The following is a 23,656-nucleotide window of genomic DNA, read 5'->3' as shown; positions in this document are numbered from 1 at the left end:
AAATCTTCCCCCAGGGTGTTACTTTGCAATAACTAAGCTATTTTTATGCCATATTTTAAAATTGCTTGATAAACATATGGTTGCTATATTTAAAGTTCATTCCGTAGTTTAATTGACGCTGGAGGCCGAATTTGCAAAGTATAAACGCTCAAATTTTTGGCTTGTTAGTGGCGGCGGTGCTTTTTGTATGGTTTTTTAAGCGCATTGGCTTGCCGCCTATTTTGGCGTATTTAGCAACAGGCGTTTTAGCTGGCAGCCATGGCATTGGTTGGCTTGCGCAATCTCACGAAATTGAGTTTATTGCTGAGCTGGGCATCGTATTTTTACTGTTTAGTTTAGGGCTCGAGTTTTCTATATCGCGGCTAATGGCCATGCGCAATATTGTGTTTGGACTGGGCTCGTTACAAGTTGGTGTTACCAGCTTGCTCTTCATTATTATTTTATATTGCTTAAATTTTAGCTTACTCACTAGCTTTACCATTGGCACAATTATGGCGCTTTCTTCAACCGCGGTGGTGGTTAAGCTATTAAAAGAAACTGGCGAACTAAACCAGCGCCGTGGGCAACTGGCGGTGGGCGTATTACTGTTTCAAGATATTGCCGTTGTGCCCCTACTTATTATTTTGCCACTGTTTGCCTCAAGCGATTCGCAAAGTATTAGTTGGGCGCTGGCATTTGCGCTTACAAAAGGCGCGTTTGTGTGCTTATTACTGTGGGCGATTGGTAAATGGGTGCTGCCTAAAGTATTTAAAGAAATAGCGCAGGTACGAACCGATGAGCTGTTTGTACTTACCACAATTTTGGTGGCGTTATTTGCCGGCTTTTTAACTTACATGTTTGGTTTATCAATGGCGCTTGGGGCATTTTTAGCTGGCATGATGCTAGGAGAGAGCCATTACCGCCATCAACTCGAGGCTGATATTAGGCCATTTCGCGATATTTTAATGGGGCTGTTTTTTGTAACTGTGGGGATGCAGCTCGATATTTTATTTGTGCTTTCGCATGGTTTTGTAATTATTGGCGCGTTATTTGGCTTGTTAATATTAAAAATTACCGTGCTGGCATTAAGTGCCCGATTAATGCATGAGCGCAATCAAGACTCGCTAGCCTGCGGCGTTATGCTGTGGCAAATGGGAGAATTTGGGTTTGTGCTTATTGCTCTGGCAGGTCAGCATGAGTTGCTCAATTCAGAGCAAGCGTCGTTTTTAATTGCCTTAGGGGTGCTTTCGATGGCGCTAACCCCGTTTTTAATTGATAAAACCCCACTAATTTTAAAGCAATTAGGTATTTTAGATCACCCCAGTATGGCGAGGGAGAGCGAGCCTAAAAGTAGCACCTTATATAACGATCACGTGGTTATTTGTGGCTTTTCACGCGTAGGACAAACTATAGCGCGATTTTTAAAACCCGAAGCCATAGATTACGTTGCTATAGAAAGTAACCCTATTTTAGTACAAGAGGGCAAAGCCGCAGGTGAGCCAGTAATATTTGGCTATGTAAAACAAAAAGATATTTTAAAGTGCGCAGGGGTAGAGCGAGCACGCCTAGTGATTATTACCTTTACAGAGCTTGAGCATGCCCACGTGGTAATAGACGCGATAAAGCAGCTTGCACCCAACGTTAAAATACTAATAAGAACCCGCGACGACAGCCAATTAAACAACTTAAAAGAGTTGGGGGTTACTGAGGTGGTGCCTGAGTCGTTAGAGGCAAGCTTAATGTTGGTTTCGCATGTGTTGTCGATGTCGGGTGTACCGATGACACGTATTGTGCGCCGTGTTAGTAAAGAGCGCCGTAATCGCTACCCGCTTATGCAAAGTTTTTACGCCGGTTACTTTAAAGATAACGAAGAAACCTCCTCTGAGCGCTTAGAATATCTACACGTAGTCGCGTTGCCAGATCAAGCCTATGCGGTGGATAAAACAATAGACGAGCTTAACTTATCTAAACGCCGCGTGACTGTAAAAGCTTTGCGCCGAGAGGGGCAAGAAATAGACGACCCATCAACCAGCACCACATTGTGCGCAAACGATGTATTGGTATTGCAAGGTAAGCCTAGGCGGGTAGAGCGAGTAGAGCATTACCTACTCGATGGGCTTGAATAAAAAGCATTTTTTTACTGACATAGATGCAAGTTATTAAAATAACACAGGTAGTTGTCCAGCTCAGTTGGTTTTAAAGCTTGCTCTGCGATTAAATAGCCCATAGAACAAGTTTTAATTAGCAAAGGCCAACATTAGTTAATCGAGCTCTAAAAATTGGCGTATTTCGGGTAGTTTTTTCATGCCATCTTCATAGCCAATTTGAATTAGGTGCTGAGTGTAGCGTTTTTCAAACAATAAATAGCTGGTTAAACTCGATTGCGAGTGCTTTTTTACCCCAATTGTGCGTAGCAGCAACTTAATTGCCCACGGCATATCGCTGTAGTATTGCGCGGCAATATCGTTAAAGTTTTTTGATGGATTAATAATACACGTCTCTATTTGTTTCAGCTCTTGGTGTTTGTCGCGCGCCGGAAGCAGCCCTAAAGTGCGATTTACACGCTCAAGGCGCTCAAGGTCGGCTTGCATGGTGTCGCTAAATACACTATCGAGTAAATGCCCTGCAACCGCAGAAAGCCCAGGGTAGTGGGGCGAGTAGCCCGCCGGATGCGACTCTTTTGGTTGGTCTACCCCTATAATAAATATTTTTTCAGCCCCTAAATGAATAGACGGGCTAAGCGGTGAAAGCTGGTGAATAGAGCCATCGCCAAAATAGTGGTTAAATACATTAACACTTGGAAACACCATAGGAATGGCGCTTGAGGCCATTAAATGCTCAACGTTAATGCGCATAGGGCGACCTTCGCGCTTGGCACGCTGCCAAGGTGTTTGTGTATTTGACTGAAAAAACGCAACAGAGTCACCGGTTGTATAGCTTGAAGCGGTAATAGAAATCGCTTCTAAATAATTGCGATGTAAATTACGTTCAATGCGGTGCAGGTCTAAAATTTCGTTTAATAAACCGCGCAAAGGGCGGTTATTCAGCAAACTGCCGGGTGGGTGGTTTATGTGCTCAGACTGAAAACTGGTTAAAATATTGCGCGCAATATGGCCAAATACACTTAAAAAGTCGCTTTTGTAGACCATAGATGTTGAAAAGTTTTTCCAAACAGACTCAAGCTTACGCACGGCCAAATGTGCACACGAGGCATAACAGGCCAAAGCTGCAGAATTAATCGCGCCTGCAGAAGTGCCGTTAATAATTCTAAATGGCAAAGGCGCGGTGCGAGGCATACTATGAGCAAGCGCTTTAAGCACGCCCACTTGATAAGCAGCGCGAGCGCCACCACCTGTAAGTAATAGGGCTATTTTAGGTTTATGTGGGTCAACTTGCTGGATTTTCATAGTGGTTTTTGAACTGCTTAACGTCTTTTCTTTATTTATCAACTTTAAGTCTTTAAGCTAGAAGAATCAAAGAATAACTGAGTTACTATGGCTCGTTGTTCTAATTAGTAAGTGTAGGTTTATGTTGTAAAGCCTATATTTAAGTAATAGTGATTACCGATAGTGAATTTTTTCCACTCAGCGTACTCTGAGTAATATGCATTTAAATTTATGGAGTTTGTATGTCAGATAAACCAGAAGCGTCAGATGTTCAAAAACGTCCGCCTAAAAACAATTTTTTATTCGCCGTTATTATTTTAATTATTTTAGTGTGTGCCGCTGCGTTCGTCCTGCTATCGCCCACTGACGAGCCAGAAACTCGCACAGAGGTAGAGCAAACACCAAAAGAACAGCCAGTGATGGAGTTAAAGCCAGAAAACGACCCTGTGGTAGATGCGCCATCAGTTAAGCCTGAAAAGCCAGCTGAGCTAAGCGTGCCTGCTCAGCGCCCAGCTGAGCCAGAGCCGGTTGTAGAGCCATTACCAACGCTTGATGAAAGCGATACCGTAGTGGTTGCCAAAATGGATGAATACTTAAGCGATTCGGTAATGAGCCTAATGGTAACCGACGATGTAATTCGCCGTGGCGTCGTATTTATAGACAACATAGCCAAAGGCAAAATTGCTAAAAAGCACACGCCAGTGGTTAAACCTGAAGAAGAATTTAGCGTAAACGAAGGGGATATTTTAACAATTGACCCTAACAGCTACGAGCGCTATACACCGTATGTAAAAGTATTTACGAGCTTGAGCGCCGCCCAAGCTGTGCGTATGTACGAGCAATACAAGCCATTAATCAACAACGCGTACAGTGAAATTGGTTACGGCGATGATGAATTTAATCAAACGCTAGAAGATGCTATTGAGTTATTACTTGATACACCGGAGCCAGAAGGCGAGTTACCGCTACTGCGTGACTCGGTTACTTATCAGTATGCGTTTTCTGAATGGGAGCAATTACCGGCTGCACAAAAACAGCTGTTACGTATGGGCCCAGAAAACATGAAAAAAGTAAAAGCAGCACTGCGTAAAATTAAAGCCGAGTTAGAGCGTAATTAATAGGCATTAAAGGCTGTTTTTAACCGCGATTGTATATGAAGCATGCAATCGCACTTTCTTTTTTGATTATCCCTTGAATAACACACCAAAAGTAGAGATAATCCTTCCCGCGCCAACCAAGGCCCTCAATGGTAGTCTTATTGGTCCTCTCGCAACTCTAGCAGGCGAACCTGGTCAGGCCCGGAAGGGAGCAGCCACAGTTTGTGACGTGTGTGCCGAGATGTGGCTGGTAAGACTGCCACCCAAATTCCTCATTTGGGTGAAAATACATTCCTTTTAAATTATTCCTTAGTGACACCGTTAAATATTTAATATTACGAGTATCGATTTTCCACTATTACCGCTCTACCTCATTTTTACATTCACACTGTTTTTATTATTGCCGTTTACTGCACTAGCAGATGAAACATTCACTATTTATGTAAAAAATCAAATTACTTATTTAGCAACGCCAAAGCAAAACTCACATTTGCTGAGCTTGGCAATAAATTGCAGTCACTAAATGTTTCAACAGTAATACTTATTGTTGATTATTGCGCAGCTCCAGAAGTGTTAGCTAATGCCTATTTAGCAATCGCAAATGCTAAGCCTATGCTTAAGGATGTTAAGTAAAATTTAAGCGGCAGTCATAAAAAGAGTAAGTGTAAAAACACATAACACGCTTTTTGACAGGGGGTAATGTTTACCTGTTCCTGTTTTATTGCTGCTAGACAACCCTTGTCTTGTACGTAATAATGTAAAAATTACATTAATTTTAACATGTAAAGTGTTAACAAAGTGCCCCAAGGTTGATTAATGCCGCAAAGAAGTAAGTGGACACTCGCTGTTTTATTAGGGTTATTAGGCGGGTTAGTAAATCTCTCGCCATTGTATTTTTTCGACAGCTCCGAATTTTTGTTTGGGCAATTGTTTGTTTTATGCAGCTTAGTATTTACTGGGCTGCGTTACGCGTGCCTAAGCCTTGCCATTGTTTCTGGTTTTTTACTTTATAGGTGGGGCCATTGTTGGCCGAGTATTGTGTATTTACTCGAGCTTTGTTGGCTTTATGCTTTTTGCTTACGCCGCTCTAAACCTATTCTTCCTCTGGGTAGCGTATTTTGGCTATGTATTGGTTTACCCTTTGTATGGGTTATAGGCCAATTTGTTATTGGCTTGGCCTGGTTAACGCTAATAGTAGCGATATCAAAGTACTTAATTAACGCGCTAATAAGCTTGGCGGTGGTTGATTTAGTTAGTGTATTTGTACCTTACGCTAGCCGTGCGTATCAGGGGAGGCCCCTGGCAAAAATTTTAAGCTATGTGGTTAGTGTCATTATTATTTTAGTGGTACTGCTAACCAGTGTAATTTTAGTAAACGATCATCATGCGCGTTTAGAGTATGAAGTAAACGCTCAACTAAAAGAAAAAGCCGAGTCTATTAGCACGCAATTAAATGATTATTTAGCATTTCATAAAAACGCCATTGTTATGAGTAGCGACGCAATAAGTGCGGGCACTGCAAGCGATGTGCAGCTCAAACGATTAATGTCGTTATTTCCAGGCTTTACCACCAGCTTGTATGCAAACCCAGATGGCTTTGTAGAGCTTAGCTCGCCCAGCGATTTAATAGAGGGGCTTAGCCTTGCGCAGCGTAGTGTTAAAGACAGAGCATACTTTACCCAAGCTCAGCAGTTCCCTCTGGGCTATACCAGTGGCGTGTTTCAAGGTCGCGGCCTAGGTAACGAAGCCATAGTGGCGCTGTCGGCACCTATATACCGTAACAATACGTTTTATGGTGTGGTAGAGGGCTCGTTAAAGTTAGACCGCTTAGAGCGGTTTATACCTAACTTATTTGAGTACACGGGCGATTTAGTGGTGCTAGATGCGCAGCAAAAAGTGGTATTTAGCTCCCTTGATGAATTTAAAATACTGAGCCATTTTAACGGGGAGGGCTTTAATACCAGTAATTTAGGTGATAAAAACCTATTTCGTTCAACCAAAAACGAGGTGTACCACAGCTCTAGGTACATTGACCCACAAAACCACTGGCAAGTTATTACCTTTTATAATCGTAAGCATTTAAGTATGTCGGTGGCAAAAGCTTGGCTACCCACTATTTTGTTAAGTGCGATATTGATGCTTATGGTGGTTATTTTTATACACCAACTTGCTAATTTATTAGTGCAGCCAATTACTAGCCTAACTACGCTAATGCAAAGCTTTGGTAAAACCAAAACACATAAGTTTAATACAGACTCAAGCTGGCATGAGGTATTGCAGCTACAACAGCAATTTGAATTACTAGCTAATGCGCTTCAGCGTTCAATAGAAAACCTACAAGCCTCTAATATCAGAAACCAAGGGTTAAATACCCAGCTGAGCGAATTTAATCAGCAGCTAGAGGGCAAAGTGGCAGAGCAAACCACCGAGCTTAAAAAAGCGGTAAATAGGGCTAATTTAGCCAATGTTGCTAAGTCGCAATTTTTAGCCAATATGAGCCACGAGCTACGCACCCCTATGAACGGTATTTTAGGCATGGGTGAGGTTTTATTACGCGATAATTCATTAACCGATGAGCAGCGGGAGCTATTAAATACGCAGCAAAAAAGCGCACAAAATTTACTGAAAATTTTAAACGATATTTTAGATTTTTCTAAAATAGAAGCTAACGCCATGGAAATTAGCCCTAGGGCGACTAACCTTGCGCCGTTTATTGCCAATATAAAGTCGTTGTTTTCTCCCATTGTAAGTTCTGATCATGTCGAGTTTATTGTTAGTCAAAGCGACAGGCTGCCAGATTGCGTAAAAGTAGACGACCTACGTTTAAACCAAGTCATTATTAACTTGCTATCTAATGCGTATAAGTTTACCGAGCGTGGTTTTGTGCGTTTATCGTTTGATTACGAAAACGAGCAACTTTTAATAAGCGTAGCCGATAGCGGCATTGGTATTGAAAAAGATCAGCAGTCGTTATTATTTAGTGAGTTTACACAAGCAGATGTAGGTGTGGCACGTAAGTATGGTGGCACAGGCTTAGGTTTAGCAATTAGCCAAGGGTTAATTAAAAAAATGCAGGGTGAAATTACCCTCAACAGCGAACCAGGCAAAGGCAGCGTACTTAAATTTTACGTAAGTGCACCTAAAGCACAGTCCAACAAACCAGAGCCCGTTAAACAGGCGAAGTCGTTGCCTAATTTAAGCGATAAAACACTTTTACTGGTTGAAGATAACCCCATTAACCGCCAAGTAATTGCAAAAATGCTAGAGCCTACAAAGGTAAACTTAGTGATGGCAACCGATGGCATAGAAGCGCTAAAAGTACTTGAAGGTAATCGCTTTGATTTAATTTTAATGGATTGCCAAATGCCTAATATGGATGGCTACGAGTGCACCCAAACAATACGGGCTAACGAGGTAAACACAAAGGCACATGTGCCCATTGTTGCTATTACCGCAAACGCCTACGAAGATGATAAGCAGCGCTGTTTAAGTGTAGGCATGGATGACTTTGTATCTAAACCGGTAAATACACAAGGGTTGTACGAAGTAATCGCGAGGGTGATAAACGCCCATTAGTGCAGCGTTTATCACCATAACAAACTTTAAATAAAATCGAGGGTGAGCAACAAGCGTTGCTCGTTTGTAGCCACCGGTGGAGAGCGGTGTACAAGCCCTGCGCCTTCGTTTTCATCCCAGTACTCACCTTTAAGCAGGGCAACATCCCCTTGATTTAGCTGATTAATATTATTTAGGCTTTTAAATAAGCCAGACTCTTCATCGGGCTTACCTAAATTACCAGTTCCAAGCTTTGAGCGCTCTACATCGCTGTGATTTAACCACTGCGTTGCAACGCCTTGGTAGGTAGTCACTAATCGGCACGGAATTTTGTCTACATGAAAACGCGGGCACATAGGTTTATCTAATATTTTTAGCCTTAAACCGGCGCGTTTTAAATCAAATAGGCAGCAAAACATTTCAACTAATAATGCTATGTCTTTACATAGCGCATCAGTTTCATCGCGGTTATTATCATTTGGTTTAAGTGCAGTGACTAACTTATCAAACGCATCATCGGGTGATACCGCAAGCTCAAGTGGTTTTATGGCATTAGTGCTAATGAGTGTATTAACGGCATTTGTTAATGCTTGTTCAAGGTCTCTTTGCCAAATAACGATGTTAGTGTTTTGGTCATAAATGTGTGGCAATATATTGGCGTTATTGTCTTTAGCTGCTCTTCGGTGGAGTTGCTCAGTGGGTTTTATTTGCGCCGTTATTGGAGCTAGGGCATTCATTACACTTCCTCCCAAATAGGAAACGGGTCGTTATAGGTTTTCCAAAAATCCTTACCTTTAAGCACGGCTTCTTCTGGCAGTAGGCAATCATCAAGCGCCTCAATCATGGCTTGTTTATTTAACGACTGACCAATAAATACAAGTTCTTGACGCATATCACCAAAGGGCTCTATCCATTTACTGTTTATATCAGCAAGTAGCTCGGGATCTGTGGGCCAGTCTTTTTTAGGAATTGCTTTATAAAACATGCCAGCAAACCCGTAATGAGCTATACCGCCGGCTTGGCTCCACTGCGCGCAAAACAAAGGGCGCGTTGCGAGCCAAAAATACCCTTTAGAGCGAATGAGCTTGCCAAATTGCTCGGTGTTGTGCAAAAAGTGATAAAACTTCTCAGGGTTAAATGGGCGGCGCGCCGTATAATTAAAGCTGCTAATACCATACTCTTCGGTCTCGGGAATGTGTTCACCACGTATTTCTTTAAGCCAACCTGGTGCTTGTTGGGCGCGTTCAAAGTCAAATAAGCCGGTGTTAAGTACTTTATTAATATCAACACACCCCGCCGTGATAGGAATAATTTCAGCTTGGGTGTTGAGGGTATTTAAAACTGCAATGAGCTTATTTAATTGCGCTTTGCTGACTAAGTCGGTTTTACTAATTAAAATTACATCGGCAAATTCAACTTGATCAACAAGTAGGTCGGCCACGCTTCGCTCGTCGTCTTCTCCTAACGATTCGCCAGTATCTTGTAAATCGTTTGCTTGTTCGTAGTCGGTTAAAAAGTTAACCGCATCAACCACGGTTACCATGGTATCGAGGGTGGCAACATCACCAAGAGAAACACCGTTTTCGTCGGCAAAGGTAAATGTTTCGGCAACCGGTAGAGGTTCTGAAATGCCTGTTGATTCAATGACGAGATAATCAAAACGGCGATCTTTGGCAAGTTTGCCCACTTCAACAAGTAAATCTTCTCGTAGTGTGCAGCAAATACAGCCGTTGCTCATTTCGACGAGTTTTTCGTTGCTGTGATTGAGTGATACATCGTTTTTAATTGTGGCTGCATCTATGTTTATGTCGCTCATATCGTTGACAATAACAGCCACTTTTTTTCCTTGTCGGTTATTAAGAATATGGCTAAGTACGGTTGTTTTACCAGCGCCTAAAAAGCCTGATAACACTGTGACGGGCAGTTTATTGATCATTTAATTTTACTTACTAATAGGTATTTATTGGTATGTTATATTGTATCAATTGAATTTTCTAGCACTAGCATGACTTTTTAAATGGTTTGTATGTAATGCTCAGCAGAAGAATAAGTAGACACTTTTGCAAATACAACAAAGCTATTTTGTGTTTTTTGCTATTTTTGAATTTATATAGCTGCGCTATTATGAGCGCCATCAAACTTAGGAGGCATTATGACGTTACTTTTCTCACCCATAGAACTTGCAGGTAAAACTTTAAAAAACCGTATTGTTATGCCACCAATGACTCGCTCGCGCTCAACGCAGCCTGGCGACATTGCCAATGATTTAATGGCCACTTATTATGCGCAGCGAGCAAGTGCTGGGTTAATAGTAAGCGAAGGCACACAAATAAGTGAGCTGGGTAAAGGCTATGCCTGGACACCAGGTATTTACACAAACGAGCAAGTAGCAGGTTGGCGCACGGTAACCAACAAAGTGCACGATGCTGGTGGCGTTATGTTTGCGCAGCTTTGGCATGTAGGGCGCGTAACTCACAGCGACAACACGGGCGGTGTTCAGCCTATATCGGCATCGGCCATTGCTGCAAAAGACGTAAAAGTATTTGTAGATACTAACGGCGAGCCTGGCTTTGTTGAGACTCAGTTACCGCGTGAAATGAGCAAGCAAGATATTGAAAATGTACTAGGCGAATTTCGCCAAGCGGCTAAAAATGCAGTAGACGCAGGCTTTGATGGCATAGAGCTACACGCTGCTAACGGGTATTTAATTAACCAATTTTTAGACTCGCAATCAAATGCCCGTACTGATGAATATGGCGGCAGTGTGCAAAATCGTTTGCGTTTTTTAACAGAGGTTGTAAATGCAGTAAGCGATGAAATTGGTAGTCAAAAAGTAGGTGTAAGGCTTGCGCCACTTACCACGCTTAACGGCACGGTTGATGATAACCCAGAGCAAACATATTTAGCCGTTGCTCAAGCACTAAACGACGCTGGCGTGGGCTACATGCACATTGCTGAAGCCGACTGGGATGATGCCCCTTTAATGAGTGTTGAATTTAAACAGGCTATTCGTAAAGCATACAGCGGCGTATTAATTTATGCAGGTAAGTACACTAAAGAACGTGCCGGTGAAGCCCTAACACAAGGCTGGGCCGACATGATTGGCTTTGGTCGCCCGTTTGTGTCTAACCCAGATTTACCTGCACGTTTAGAGCAAGGTAAACCGCTAAATAGCCACAACCCCGACACCTTATTTGGTGGCGCAGAGCAAGGCTATACCGATTACCCAGCCGCTTAATTATTTATAAATAAAGTATTTTAAGGGCTGCATGTATGCAGCCCTTTTTTTATGCTGGTAAATCAATAGCTTTAACTTGAGCTAATACCAATCAGCAAAATAGATCACTTAATTAAGCGGATTGATATAACAATAAAAAGCGCGTAAGTTAAATAGCTTACCCATTTTAAAAACATAAAAATAAAAATGAAAACCAAAGAGATAGAGCAACTCGCGTTATCAGACTCTGAAACCAAAGACGTGATCACCCCGTATGCCTTTAAAATTGACCAAGCGTTATTAGGTATTCCATTAGCGAGCCCAATTAAACGTGCATTGGCGATGACTATTGATGTCACTTTAATATTTATGGCCGCTAAGTTAAGCGCCACTTTAATTGCCTTTGTGGCTGCCATGGCTTTTTATAAAGGCACTGCGCAGCAATATCTTCCAAAAATGTCGTCGTTTTGGCGCAGAGCCTTAAAACTTTTTGCCGCGAGCTTTTTATTTGTAAGTTCATTAACCGTACTCTCGTTAGCGATTGATTTTTTTGAAGGCGATACCGTTATACAAACACCTCAAATAGAAAAAACACAGCAAAACGATGAGCTAAGCGAGCATGATAAAGCAATAATACGCACCTATTTAACGCAAACAGACGACGATAAAAACTGCGATGACGCTTGCCAAAGCGTTGCTCGAGCTAATTTAGTTGGCCAATTACCAGCGCTTGCTGAAATGCAAAACGTAGGAGGAATTGAAGTTACGCGCACATTATTGCACTTAATGGCCATACCTGATGATGAACCCGTTGCGGCAGATGATTTTAAAAATAATGAGACAGAGCGAGAAAGTATTTCGGACGAAGTAACTCATAAAAGCAATATCACTGAAAAAGCTGAAACTAAAAGCGAGCAAACCAAACCTGTCACCAGCATTTTGCAGTGGGGTAAAGGCATTATTCAAGACCTAGGCCTTGGTTTTGGTTGGGCTGCCGTATACTTTACGTTGTTCTCGTTATTATGGCGCGGACAAACCCCAGGTAAAAAAGTATGTAATATTCGGGTGGTCTCACTAAATGGCGAGCCACTAGGTATGCTTGATTGTTTTGGCAGATACGGCGGGTACGGCGCAGGTTTTGCAACAGGTTTATTAGGCTTTTTACAAGTGTACTGGGACCCAAACAGGCAAGCCATTCAAGATAAAATATCAGCCACGGTGGTTATTCAAGGCAGTGTGAATCAAGTTGTAAATGCTCAAACGGTAGAAGAGACTGTAAAAAGTTAATTTCAGCAGCGCCGTATTATATTGATTCAATCAGCAACTTTTTTAATATATTTTTTTTGTTTGTATCTTTTTTTACTGTTGCATCCATTATTTGGGCGATTAGTTCAAAATTTTTAAGGGATTCTGGTGAATCAAAATAACCGAGGGCTTCAATACCTCTGTCTAACTTACATATAGTGCGTGTATTTTCACCTTTTTTTGTACGTGGAAAATAAAATCTTTCTCCGAATTTTCTAATGTGTTCAGAGTAAATATCAAAATGAGGATGTACGATTAAAAACTGTGATGTAGTCGGATATCTAGTTCTTTTCTTATTAGAAGGTAAAGGCTTTATTACATCGAAACTTTGCTTTGCACTATTACAGTCAGCGCATACGACACAAAGGTTTTTAGCAGTAAAAATAAAATCTTTATATCGAGATTTTGGGGCTATATGCTCAACTTGGCAATTAGCAGCACTTGTTAAACTAACAGGGTTTTTACAATAGCAGCATAAAAAATTTTGGGCATTGCGATAGTGGTTTCTTATGCTTGATCTTAAGCTCTCTAAGCAATCATTAGACCAATCAACATGATTAAATTCTGGAGACTCCATAACTCCTTTAATTAGGGCTTTTTGCTCTTTAGTAAATTCTATTGCTTTTAACTCACTGTCCATAAACTTTAAATACCTCATTCAAAGAGTCAATGAGTTCCAATATAGGGTCATCGCGACTCATTTTTTGTTTCATACGATTAAGCATTTGCAGATGCTTAATATCTAGTTCGTCAAAGAACTTGTATGTTTTGACTTTTGAGTAAATATGCATAGAAATTTTAAGCAGATATTCATTACTGTGACCTGGTGATTCAAAAACATTTACAAGCTGATAGTCTGAGGAGCGTAAATAATGCTCCGATGCATCGGATAAACTATTTTTTTGAATATTTAAAATTTCACAGTTTGTTGTCGATATATTTGAAACTATCAGTGGCGAGTGAGTCGCAATAATAAAATGACAACCAGAGTAAGTGTTCAGAGATTGATTTAAAATATCTACAAACCGCTCTTGCCAAGAAGGGTGCAAACTTATTTCTGGTTCATCAATTAATACTAATGAGTTATCTTCAATTGAAGCCACGATTCCTAGAAATAGTAAAAAAAGACATTGCTCACCAGAACTTCGAGCTGATAGAGATTTGACTTTGGCATCTGGCGATAAGTAATTTGTTTTTGAAGATTGATCTTTGACTGTTTCAATATCTGTTACAATGACTAAACCTGAACGTATTAAATCAGACAACTCTCTTTTATCAAATTCAATATCATAACCTAAACTTGTCGGTATTAATTTTAAAGATTGATTACTAAGGTTTAATAAAATTTCAGGTGAGGTATAAACAGTTTCGAGTTTTGAAAGCAAATTTAAAAGTTCAATTTTCTCAAAGTGGTAGGCTGCAGCTTGAAGTTTCAGTTGTGCCTCTAAAGAAATATTTTTAATATCTCCAGAAGATATAGTGACAAGTTCATCTTCTGTGATTGTTGGGGTTAATTTAATCTTTAGTACGCTACTAAAGCCAAATTCATCTAGAAATGCTTTTAGCGCATTGGCTTTGCGTAGTTCAAATGTTTGCTGTATGAGTAGTTGTTTTATTGCATTTGATGCTATACGCACTGAAGGGCTTAAATCTTGTATGTATGGCTTAGAGCCGATATATGAATATACTTCAGATAACCATTCATATTCATCGGCCTTAAAGTCACTTTGGAAGCGCTCAAATTGGCTCGTTGAGGCGCATATTACTTTTTGTGGGAATTCAGCCCCAAATATAAGCCTAAGAGTTTCGTAATCACTTTTATCATTTAATCGGCGAAGCTTATCTTTACCAGTCTGTGTTTGAGGTTTGTATAGCTCTGCATATTTCGAATAATACTTTCTGTAGATATCCAGCAAAAGCTCTGTTTTACCACTGCCATTATCACCCACAACAACAGTAAAAGCGTGCTTTTCATTATCGATACCATTAAAAAGCTGAATACTACCTATATTTCGTGCTCGAAATCCCATTTCCACACCTTTTTACATTTGAAGACTATTTAGCCTTTGCTTGAATTTACTGTAAACCTAACCCCAATTCCACCGATCATCATCAACACCACAAATCCCCATACAAACATGTTTCCGTATTGGCTGTACACGCTGTCGCCTTGTATAAGCTTTATATCGGCTTTCATGGTCGCGGCTTCAAACTGTGGCATGGTTTGCTGAGTGTGGCTTATTGGGTCGTATACGGCGCTTACGCCATTGTTGGTAACACGTACCAGCGGGCGTTGTAATTCTAATGCGCGCATGCGGGCTATTTGCATGTGTTGTAATGGCCCAATTGAATCGCCAAACCAGGCATCGTTACTTACGGTAAACAGCAAGTCAGAGTTGCTTTGGTAATTACCGCGCACTAAATCGGCAAATACTATTTCGTAGCAAATCGCAGGTAGCAGATTAAATCCATTGGCGCGTAAGTTGTTTTGCACTCTATCGCCACGGGTAAACGATGACATAGGTAAATCAAACAATGGCGCTATAGGGCGCAGTATATCCTGAAATGGTACAAATTCGCCGATAGGTAACAACTGGTGCTTACGGTAGCGGTTTTTGTCTAGGTAGCGGTAATGGCCGTGCTCGTCGTTGTGCTCTTTATTACCTACCACAATAAGGGTGTTGTAAATGGTTTTGGTGTCGAGCTGGTAGTCAACAATACCGGTAACTAATGCGGTTTTATTAAACGAGGCCGCGCTGTCTAAATTGGCTAAGTACGTGTCGGCAAGGGCTTCTATTTCGGGCACGGCGGCTTCGGGCCATACCACTAGGTCGGCATCCCAATGTGGGCGTGTTAGGTCTTGGTACTTGCTCATGGTGGTCCAAAACTCACTGGGTTCAAATCGCAGGTGTTGTTTAATATTACCTTGCACCAATAAGGTCGACATTTCTTTGCCAGAGTAGTGATTATTACCGGTATTTAATGCACCAATAATAAGTAACGCTAAAGCGGCTGCGCTTATTAATGGGGTTTTAAAATCTTTTTGGGTGAGCCTGTAAAGGGCAAAACCAATGGCAACACAGGTAAGCGTTAAGCCAAATTCGCCAATATAAGGGGCAAGCAGCCTAAGCGGGCCATCTGTTTGTGTATAGCCAAAACTTAGCCACGGAAAGCCAGTCAGTAAGTGCCCACGTAAATATTCACTAATGGCTATAGTGGCAATTAGAAGTGCCCCCATGCATTTAGGGCCACTTGCAAAGCGAGTTGCAGCCCAAAACGCGAGTGCTGGAAACAGGGCTAAATATGAGCACAGTAAAGCCATTAACGAGAGCGACGCTATAAGCGGCATGCCGCCAAAGGTGGCAATAGATACGTGCACCCAGCTAATACCCGCGCCAAACCAGCCTAAGCCAAATATAAAGCCATATTTAGCGGCGCTTTTCGCGTGCGTTTTACCTGTGTTGTTTGGGTTAATACAAAAAATAATGGCGGCAATGCTAAAAAATGCGATGGGCCAAATTTGGTAAGGGGCGTAGCCAAAAGTTAAAATAAGGCCCGCAACCAGTGCGAGCCATGCTTTTTTATCTTTTACTAACAGGATGAGTTTAGTTAGTAGTTTCTTCACTGTCGTTTTCATCAACCTTAGGAACGGTGACTTGCAGTTGTAAAATACGACGGTTATCAGAATTAGTTACTTTAAACTGATAGTCGTCTATTTCAATTGTTTCGCCGCGACTTGGCATATGGCCAAATGCGTGTAGTACCGTGCCGCCAATGGTATCGGCTTCATCGGTGCTGTAACCTGTTTTAAAGTACTCGTTAAAGTCATCTACAGGGGTGAGCGCTTGCACTACGTATACATGCTTAGCAAGTTGGCGAATATCTTGTTGATCTTCTTCTTCGTCGTGTTCATCTTCGATTTCGCCGACAATTATTTCAAGAATATCTTCAATGGTGACAAGGCCCGATACACCGCCGTATTCGTCAATGACAATAGCCATGTGGTAGCGTTGTTGACGAAATTCATTTAGTAGGGTGTCTACGCGCTTGCTTTCTGGCACTACCATGGCTGGGCGTAAATATTCGCGCAGTGAGGGTAGGTGCTCATCTTTATTTAAAATAAGCGGCAGCAAGTCTTTTGCGAGCAAAATACCTTCAACGTGGTCTTTGTCTTCACACACCACCGGAAAACGCGAGTGGGTGGAGTCGACCATCATGGGGATCAAATCTTCAAGGGGGCTGTCGACCTCAAGTGTGACCATTTGTGAGCGCGGGATCATTATATCGCGCACTTTAAGCTTGGATACACCAAGCACACCTTCAATCATTTCTTTGGTTTCTGGGTCGATTACGTCACGCTCTTGCGCGTCGGCAATTACTTCAACCAGCTCTTCTCTATTCTGGGGTTCCCCTTGCAACATTTGGGCTATGCGGCCCATCCACGTTTTGCCAGAAGAACCCTGGCTAGATTGCGAGTTATCGTCGCTCATTGCGTCTAAATGCTCCGTTAAATTAAATTTCGTCCCGGTATGGGTCAGCTATGTTTAGCTCTGCAAGTAATTGCTTTTCTATGCTTTCCATCTCAAAAGCGTCTTCACTCTTTATATGGTCAAATCCAAGTAAATGCAAGCATCCATGAATAACCATATGGGCAAAGTGGTCATGAAATGACTTTTCTTGCTCGATTGCCTCGGCCAATACAATGGCTGGGCAAATTATTAAATCACCTACTAATGGCAAATCAATGCCTGGCGGTGCTTCAAATTCGAACGACAACACGTTGGTTGGTTTATTTTTACCACGGTAGTCGTTGTTTAATTGTTGTGATTGGGCTTCATCGCTTATAACGATACTCAGCTCAGACTCATCACGAAACTTGCTCAGGGCTTTATCGGCCCACAGTGCAAATTGTTCTTCGCTTGGGAGGTTGTCAAACTCACACGCTATTTGTAAATCTAATTCAGTGCTCACGGTATTACTCTTTAGTAGAAGGCGGCTGTTGAGCGGCAAGTTGCTCTTTGGCTTTTTGTTTTTCTATACGCTTTAGTCGCTCGCTTTCGTCATTGCGCTCGTAGGCTTCGACAATACGGCCAACAACAGGGTGGCGAACAATGTCGTGCGATAGGAAAAAGTTAAAGCTAATTTCTTCAACATCGCTAAGTACTTCTATTGCATGACGAAGGCCTGAGCGCGCACCGCGTGGTAAATCAACTTGTGTTATATCGCCCGTTATTACTGCTTTAGAGTTAAAGCCTATACGGGTTAAAAACATTTTCATTTGCTCGGCGGTGGTATTTTGGCTTTCATCTAAAATAATAAACGCATCATTTAGTGTACGGCCACGCATGTAAGCAAGTGGGGCAATTTCAATAATGTGTTTTTCAATAAGTTTTTCTACTTTTTCAAAGCCAAGCATTTCAAATAGCGCATCGTAAAGAGGGCGCAGGTATGGGTCTACCTTTTGGCTTAAATCGCCTGGTAAAAAACCCAGTTTTTCGCCGGCTTCTACCGCTGGGCGGGTAAGTAATATACGACGTATTTCTTGGCGCTCTAGAGCATCTACTGCGGCTGCAACTGCTAGGTATGTTTTACCTGTACCGGCAGGGCCAATCCCAAAGGTAATGTCGTGATGCAAAATATTAGCAACATACAAACCTTGGTTGTCGTTACGCGGTTTAATTACGCCACGGCGGGTTTTAATAAACATTTCTTTGCCGTACGCACTTTGCGGCACTTCTTGTTCTAGGGCTTTTGATTCGGTAATGGCTAAATGTACGTTGTCGGGCTCTATTTCACCAATTTCGCCACGAACAGGTTGAGTATCAACATAAAGGTTTTTTAAAATGTCTACGGCCGCGGCACCTGAGTGCAGTTTACCTGTTACTTTAAAAAAGTTGTCGCGGTGGATTATTTCAACACCTAGGCGGCGTTCAATTTGTTTGATGTTTTCGTCAAACGGGCCACATAAAGAAGAAAGGCGTTTGTTGTCGGCAGGTTCTAAATAAATCTCTAATGTTTTTAACTGATTACTCAAAATTACTTCCTATTCGGGTGCGCCAGTAAGGGTTACTGGCGCAATGAATTTATACAACTACGGTACGAAAGTAGCTACGCCAATTTCGTTGGTTGTATCGATTTTTGGCTCAACGCTTGCAGCTTTTGTTAAAATAGCTGAAGGAGCAATATCACGACGTAAGTTCATTTCTGATTCTGTACGAATTAAATCGCCACGTAAAGAGTTTGGTAACGCTTCGGTAATACGTACATCAACAAACTGGCCGATCACTGTGTGTGGGCCAACAAAGTTAACTACACGGTTGTTTTCGGTGCGGCCACGTAATTCCATTGGGTTCTTTTTAGAAGGCCCCTCAACTAAAATACGTTGCTCTGTATCAAACATTTGGCGGCTAATTTGTTGTGCCATTTGTGTAATACGGTTTTGTAGTAAGTATAAGCGCTCTTTTTTCTCTTGCTCTGATACGTCATCAGGTAAGTCGGCGGCAGGCGTACCTGGACGCGCACTGTAAATAAAGCTAAAACTCATATCAAAGCCAATGTCGTTAATTAGGTTCATTGTGGCTTCAAAGTCTGTTTTGCTTTCACCTGGGAAACCAATAATGAAGTCTGACGACATGCTTAAGTTAGGGCGAATTTTACGCAGCTTACGTATTGTTGATTTGTACTCAAGCGCTGTATGGCCGCGTTTCATTAAATTAAGAATACGGTCTGAACCACTTTGCACAGGTAGGTGTAAGTGATCAACAAGTTCTGGTACATCAGCGTACGCATCAATAATATCTGGCGTAAACTCTACCGGGTGCGAGGTGGTGTAACGAATACGGTCAATGCCATCAATCGCTGCTACATAACGGATTAAATCTGAGAAGTAACAAATTTCGCTATCGTGTGTTTCACCGCGGTATGCGTTTACGTTTTGACCCAGCAGGTTTACTTCACGTACGCCTTGCTCAGCAAGTTGCGCAACTTCTAATAATACGTCATCTAATGGGCGGCTAACTTCTTCACCACGGGTGTAAGGTACAACACAAAAAGTACAGTACTTAGAACAACCTTCCATTATTGATACAAATGCAGACGGGCCTTCTGCTTTTGGCTCTGGTAATCGGTCAAACTTTTCAATTTCTGGGAACGAAATATCAACCACCGATGAGCCTTTGTCGCCTTGCACTTGTTTAATCATTTCTGGTAAACGGTGCAATGTTTGTGGGCCAAAAATAACATCAACAAACGGTGCACGCTGGCGAATAGAGTCACCTTCTTGTGAGGCAACACAACCACCTACACCAATAATTAAATCTGGCTTGTCGTCTTTTAATAACTTCCAGCGACCTAATTGGTGAAATACTTTTTCTTGCGCTTTTTCACGAATTGAACAGGTGTTAAGTAAAATAACGTCGGCGTCTGCTGCTTCTTCCGTTAGCTGGTAGCCGTTGGTTGCATCTAAAAGATCAGCCATCTTCTGAGAGTCGTACTCGTTCATCTGACAACCCCAAGTTTTGATATGCAGCTTTTTGCTCATTGAAATATAGCCTCGTGTTCAATTCGGTAGTGGCACAAAAATGTGCTTAAAACGGGATTAAGGAGCAAGGTTGCTCACTTAAAGGACGCGTATTTTAGCTGGATACCCGCCCAGATCCAAGTATAGTTTTCATGTTTGTGATCTCAAATCAATACACAGGCAGTTTAATAGCGTGATAGTTATATACTCTCGCACTAATGCGGCGAGTTACGGTACAATCAAAACAGTTTCACGTATTAACCAAATGATGAAAAACATGACTCAAAACAAAGTGATTGTTGTAGGCGCTGGGATGGTCGGTGCGGCCATGGCCATAAAGCTTGCACAGCAAGGAAAATCAGTACAAATAATAGAAAAAAAACTGATTAACGCCGACGCCATTTTAGCAAGTGATCAGGTAGATATACGGGTATCGGCTATTAACCGTTTTTCAGAAAACCTGCTGGACGAGCTAGGGGCTATGCCTATTTTAAGGCAAAATCGATTAGCACCTTACACGCAGTTAGAAGCATTTGAGCGCGGTGGCGACAACCTATTATTTGATTGCGCCGATATTAATACTTCGCACTTAGGTCATTTAATCGAAAACAATTTAATACAAGCAAGCCTTTGGCAGCAGTTTGCACATTATAATATTGAGGTTATTGAACAATCAGCACCTTTAAGTGCTATTGAGCAAGATACAACGTCAATCACCCTTATTTATGGCGATACCCGTTACACTGCTGATTTAGTTATTGCAGCCGATGGCGGGCAATCGCAGCTACGTGCAAAGGCAAATATTGGTGTAACAGGGTGGCAGTATCAGCAGCACTGCATGGGCGTACTAATAAAGCTAGATGCGCCGCAGCAAGTAAAAACGTGGCAACAATTTACCCCTACAGGCCCGTTAGCCTTTTTACCTATGCAGGCGCCATACGCTAATTTAATTTGGTACGACAGTGCCAATACCTTACAAAACTTTAAAGGGTTAACGGCTGAGCAAATTAAAGCGCATGTTTTAAATAAGTTTCCGCTTATTGCAGGGGATTTTGAGGTGCAAAGCCATGCGGTATTTCCGCTTACTCGTCAGCATGCAAATAATTATTCTAATGGGCGTTTGGTGTTAGTGGGCGATGCGGCTCATACAATTAACCCACTGGCTGGGCAGGGTGTTAATTTAGGCTTTCAAGATGTGGTAGCACTCGCACAGGCACTTGAAGACGCTGATGATATTGGTTGTCCGCTAAAACTAAAAGAATACGAGCGAAGCCGCCGTAAAGCCAACCTATTAATGATGAGCATGATGGATGCGTGTTACTTTGGTTTTTCTAACCAAATTACGCCACTAAAATGGGCACGCAGCCAGTTTTTAAAAATGGCTAACAATACCGGTCCTTTAAAAAACTGGGTATTAAAATACGCCATTAGTGGGGAGCTTAATTAAATCTATTTAAGTGATTGGCTAAATTAATAAATGCACAGCCAGTCACTCCCTTTCTTATGCCACTTGGGCAACTGCATAGTTGTCACTATTAATTTATTCCGTTATTGCGTTTTTTTGCCATACTCAAACTACTAACCAATTAAAAGTTGTGTGTTTGTGGATAATTTTTTTATTTTTATACTCATTGTTGGCGCTTTGCTACTAACGCTGAGCATTGTGCCAACAATAAAAATTTGTAAAAAAACTAACCGTGTTTCGTGGATTTTGCTACTGGCGCTTATTTTTAGCTTTATAGTGGGTTATTGGTATGTACTTTATTATTTTGTAAATAACGATATTGCCGGATTTATTGCTATGAGCGTATCGCTAATTTTATTTGGCGGGGGCGCTTTTGTTTATTTAGTTATTCAGCTTAGTTATAAAAGTATTTTAAAAATAGACCGCTTTGCAAAACGTCAACGAACCCTTGCCGAAAACGACAGCTTAACCGGCCTCCCTAATCGAAAAAAGTTTTTTCAGGTGCTTAACAAACAAGTTAAGTACGAGCCTTCGTTTTATTTAATGCTTATAGATTTAAACCGCTTTAAATCGATTAATGACTCATACGGCAATAAAGTAGGGGATATGCTGTTAAGCATTTTTTCAAAAACACTCAGCCATAATATTGTGGGAATAGCCAAGCTGTACCGTTTAGGCGGCGATGAATTTGCACTTATTGTTGATAACTCAGCCAATGAGGCAATTAATTTATGTATTGAAGCCATAAAAAAATCAACTAAACACCCATTTCATATTTACGAGCATAGCTTACGTGTACACGTGACTGTGGGAATAACAACCTTTGCGAATCACTCGTCGCACGCTAATGAGCTATTAAAGCAAGCAGACTTAGCACTGCATGAGGCTAAAGACACACAGCAACTGTATGTACATTACTTTGAGGCGCTGAGCACTCGAGCAAATGAGCTTTCAAATATGACCTCACGTATTAAGCACGCTATTAAAAACCACGAATTTGAGCTTTATTTACAGCCTATTTTTGATGCCAGAGCCGATGAAGTCCATGGTGCAGAGGCATTAATACGCTGGCCGCAAAGTGATGGCTCATTTATTAGTCCAGAGGTATTTATTGGCATTGCTGAGCAAAGTGGGTTGATATTAAATATTTCTAAATGGGTGCTACTAGAAACAATAAAGCACTTAAAGGAGTTAAAAGCAGCTGGGTTTATAGGTTCGTTGCATGTAAACCTTTCTACTAAAGATTTAGAAAGCCCGGAGTTTTATGAGTTTGTTGAAGAACTAGTAAAGCATGACCCAACGCTAAGCGACGCAATTATTTTTGAAATAACCGAATGTGCCATGATGACAAACCTAGAAGCCGCCCGCACAATGATGCAAAAACTAAATAGCAGAGGGTTTGAATTTAGTGTAGATGATTTTGGTACTGGTTTTTCTTCTTTGGTATTACTGCGAGAATTACCAATAAGCCAAATAAAAATAGATCAATCATTTATAAAAGACATGCTGACTCAAATAGCAGATTACGCGATTGTTGAATCGACATTGTTTTTAGCGACGCGACTTAATTGTAAAGTGGTGGCAGAGGGAATAGAAGATAACGATCTTAAACAAACATTAACGCTAATGGATTGTGATTATTTGCAAGGGTATTATTTTAGCAAGCCAGTAAACATTAATGAGTTTATACACAAATATGCAAATGAGGAAGAGTACAGGATAATATAGAAATTGGCTGGGATACCAGGATTTGAACCTGGGAATGCCAGGATCAAAACCTGGTGCCTTACCGCTTGGCGATATCCCAACGCTAAATTTGCTGAATATTTTAGTTCTTATCGAGAACATGGTGCGGAAGGAGAGACTTGAACTCTCACAACCTAAGTTACTGGAACCTAAATCCAGCGCGTCTACCAATTCCGCCACTCCCGCATTTAACATACACAGGTGTTAATGTATTGGAACCTAAATCCAGCGTCTAATTCAAGACTACTGCCAATTCCGCTACTCCCGTATATTGTCATTCTTTATAGCAATTTCTTTGGTAGAAGAAATTGGCTGGGATACCAGGATTTGAACCTGGGAATGCCAGGATCAAAACCTGGTGCCTTACCGCTTGGCGATATCCCAACA

17 protein-coding genes, 3 tRNA genes and 1 other RNA gene are annotated in these 23,656 nt (G+C 41.5%); 8 read left to right on the top strand and 13 right to left on the bottom strand.

The annotated features are described in order from the left end of the window. Positions 1 to 131 precede the first annotated feature (131 nt). Complete coding sequence (locus OIZ54_RS09430; protein WP_138611353.1) at positions 132 to 2,105, top strand: monovalent cation:proton antiporter-2 (CPA2) family protein; 1,974 nt, start codon at positions 132 to 134, stop codon at positions 2,103 to 2,105. A 135-nt stretch (positions 2,106 to 2,240) separates the two neighbouring features. On the opposite strand, the gene OIZ54_RS09425 is transcribed toward OIZ54_RS09430, so the two are convergent. Then, positions 2,241 to 3,386: a patatin-like phospholipase family protein gene (locus OIZ54_RS09425; protein ID WP_004586945.1), complete on the bottom strand. Its 1,146-nt coding sequence runs from the start codon at positions 3,384 to 3,386 to the stop codon at positions 2,241 to 2,243. A 221-nt stretch (positions 3,387 to 3,607) separates the two neighbouring features. Here OIZ54_RS09425 and OIZ54_RS09420 point away from each other — a divergent pair, with 221 nt between their 5' ends. From OIZ54_RS09420 to OIZ54_RS09410, 3 genes are all read left to right on the top strand, one after another. Beyond that, the gene (locus OIZ54_RS09420) at positions 3,608 to 4,483 is read left to right on the top strand and encodes a DUF3014 domain-containing protein (protein WP_029774228.1); all 876 of its coding nucleotides are present in this window, start codon (positions 3,608 to 3,610) and stop codon (positions 4,481 to 4,483) included. Positions 4,484 to 4,621: 138 nt separating this feature from the next. Then, an RNA gene (gene ffs, locus OIZ54_RS09415) (signal recognition particle sRNA small type) lies at positions 4,622 to 4,718 on the top strand. A 560-nt stretch (positions 4,719 to 5,278) separates the two neighbouring features. Next, complete coding sequence (locus tag OIZ54_RS09410) at positions 5,279 to 8,038, top strand: response regulator (protein ID WP_264390252.1); 2,760 nt, start codon at positions 5,279 to 5,281, stop codon at positions 8,036 to 8,038. A 26-nt stretch (positions 8,039 to 8,064) separates the two neighbouring features. On the opposite strand, the gene OIZ54_RS09405 is transcribed toward OIZ54_RS09410, so the two are convergent. Together OIZ54_RS09405 and zigA are read right to left on the bottom strand one after the other, a co-directional pair. Then, positions 8,065 to 8,754 carry a DUF1826 domain-containing protein gene (locus tag OIZ54_RS09405; protein ID WP_264390250.1) on the bottom strand — a complete coding sequence of 230 codons (690 nt, stop codon included), beginning with the start codon at positions 8,752 to 8,754 and terminating at the stop codon, positions 8,065 to 8,067. Further along, positions 8,754 to 9,953 carry a zinc metallochaperone GTPase ZigA gene (zigA, locus tag OIZ54_RS09400; RefSeq protein ID WP_264390249.1) on the bottom strand — a complete coding sequence of 400 codons (1,200 nt, stop codon included), beginning with the start codon at positions 9,951 to 9,953 and terminating at the stop codon, positions 8,754 to 8,756. Before zigA ends, OIZ54_RS09405 begins: the two co-directional genes overlap by 1 nt. A gap of 216 nt (positions 9,954 to 10,169) precedes the next feature. Here zigA and OIZ54_RS09395 point away from each other — a divergent pair, with 216 nt between their 5' ends. Both OIZ54_RS09395 and OIZ54_RS09390 read left to right on the top strand, forming a co-directional pair. Beyond that, a complete protein-coding gene (locus OIZ54_RS09395) occupies positions 10,170 to 11,255 on the top strand; it encodes an alkene reductase (protein WP_264390248.1) in 1,086 nt (361 codons plus the stop codon). A gap of 186 nt (positions 11,256 to 11,441) precedes the next feature. After that, entirely contained in the window at positions 11,442 to 12,521 is a 1,080-nt protein-coding gene (locus tag OIZ54_RS09390; RefSeq protein WP_264390246.1) for an RDD family protein, read from the top strand. Between the two features lie 16 nt (positions 12,522 to 12,537). On the opposite strand, the gene OIZ54_RS09385 is transcribed toward OIZ54_RS09390, so the two are convergent. From OIZ54_RS09385 to miaB, 7 genes are read right to left on the bottom strand one after another with little or no spacing between them, the layout of a single operon-like run. Next, positions 12,538 to 13,179, bottom strand: a complete 642-nt coding sequence (locus tag OIZ54_RS09385) for an HNH endonuclease (protein ID WP_264390245.1) — start codon at positions 13,177 to 13,179, stop codon at positions 12,538 to 12,540. Further along, positions 13,169 to 14,569, bottom strand: coding sequence for an ATP-binding protein (locus tag OIZ54_RS09380; protein WP_264390243.1), 1,401 nt, complete (start codon positions 14,567 to 14,569; stop codon positions 13,169 to 13,171). Before OIZ54_RS09380 ends, OIZ54_RS09385 begins: the two co-directional genes overlap by 11 nt. 29 nt (positions 14,570 to 14,598) lie before the next feature. Next, a complete protein-coding gene (gene lnt, locus OIZ54_RS09375; RefSeq protein ID WP_264390242.1) occupies positions 14,599 to 16,164 on the bottom strand; it encodes an apolipoprotein N-acyltransferase in 1,566 nt (521 codons plus the stop codon). Then, positions 16,145 to 17,029: a CNNM family magnesium/cobalt transport protein CorC gene (corC, locus tag OIZ54_RS09370; protein WP_004589463.1), complete on the bottom strand. Its 885-nt coding sequence runs from the start codon at positions 17,027 to 17,029 to the stop codon at positions 16,145 to 16,147. Before corC ends, lnt begins: the two co-directional genes overlap by 20 nt. Positions 17,030 to 17,051: 22 nt before the next feature. Beyond that, positions 17,052 to 17,510: an rRNA maturation RNase YbeY gene (ybeY, locus tag OIZ54_RS09365; RefSeq protein ID WP_024033864.1), complete on the bottom strand. Its 459-nt coding sequence runs from the start codon at positions 17,508 to 17,510 to the stop codon at positions 17,052 to 17,054. A 4-nt stretch (positions 17,511 to 17,514) separates the two neighbouring features. Next, entirely contained in the window at positions 17,515 to 18,573 is a 1,059-nt protein-coding gene (locus tag OIZ54_RS09360; RefSeq protein WP_264390241.1) for a PhoH family protein, read from the bottom strand. Between the two features lie 57 nt (positions 18,574 to 18,630). After that, positions 18,631 to 20,079: a tRNA (N6-isopentenyl adenosine(37)-C2)-methylthiotransferase MiaB gene (gene miaB, locus OIZ54_RS09355; protein WP_264390240.1), complete on the bottom strand. Its 1,449-nt coding sequence runs from the start codon at positions 20,077 to 20,079 to the stop codon at positions 18,631 to 18,633. Between the two features lie 244 nt (positions 20,080 to 20,323). On the opposite strand from miaB, the gene OIZ54_RS09350 reads away from it, so the two are divergent. Both OIZ54_RS09350 and OIZ54_RS09345 read left to right on the top strand, forming a co-directional pair. Beyond that, complete coding sequence (locus OIZ54_RS09350; RefSeq protein ID WP_264390362.1) at positions 20,324 to 21,505, top strand: FAD-dependent monooxygenase; 1,182 nt, start codon at positions 20,324 to 20,326, stop codon at positions 21,503 to 21,505. A 156-nt stretch (positions 21,506 to 21,661) separates the two neighbouring features. After that, complete coding sequence (locus OIZ54_RS09345; RefSeq protein ID WP_054983450.1) at positions 21,662 to 23,251, top strand: putative bifunctional diguanylate cyclase/phosphodiesterase; 1,590 nt, start codon at positions 21,662 to 21,664, stop codon at positions 23,249 to 23,251. Between the two features lie 4 nt (positions 23,252 to 23,255). On the opposite strand, the gene OIZ54_RS09340 is transcribed toward OIZ54_RS09345, so the two are convergent. The 3 genes from OIZ54_RS09340 to OIZ54_RS09330 all read right to left on the bottom strand — a co-directional run bounded on the left by OIZ54_RS09340 (position 23,256) and on the right by OIZ54_RS09330 (position 23,653). Beyond that, positions 23,256 to 23,330 (bottom strand) — tRNA-Gln (locus tag OIZ54_RS09340). A 40-nt stretch (positions 23,331 to 23,370) separates the two neighbouring features. After that, positions 23,371 to 23,455, bottom strand: a tRNA-Leu gene (locus OIZ54_RS09335). Between the two features lie 123 nt (positions 23,456 to 23,578). Further along, a tRNA-Gln gene (locus OIZ54_RS09330) sits at positions 23,579 to 23,653 on the bottom strand. Positions 23,654 to 23,656: the final 3 nt, after the last annotated feature.

The organism is Pseudoalteromonas sp. A3 (genome assembly GCF_025942345.1).
In the GTDB taxonomy this organism is placed as follows: domain Bacteria; phylum Pseudomonadota; class Gammaproteobacteria; order Enterobacterales; family Alteromonadaceae; genus Pseudoalteromonas; species Pseudoalteromonas atlantica.
The sequence above is the reverse complement of the archived record's forward strand: the minus strand, read 5'-3'. Positions and strand labels throughout refer to the sequence as shown.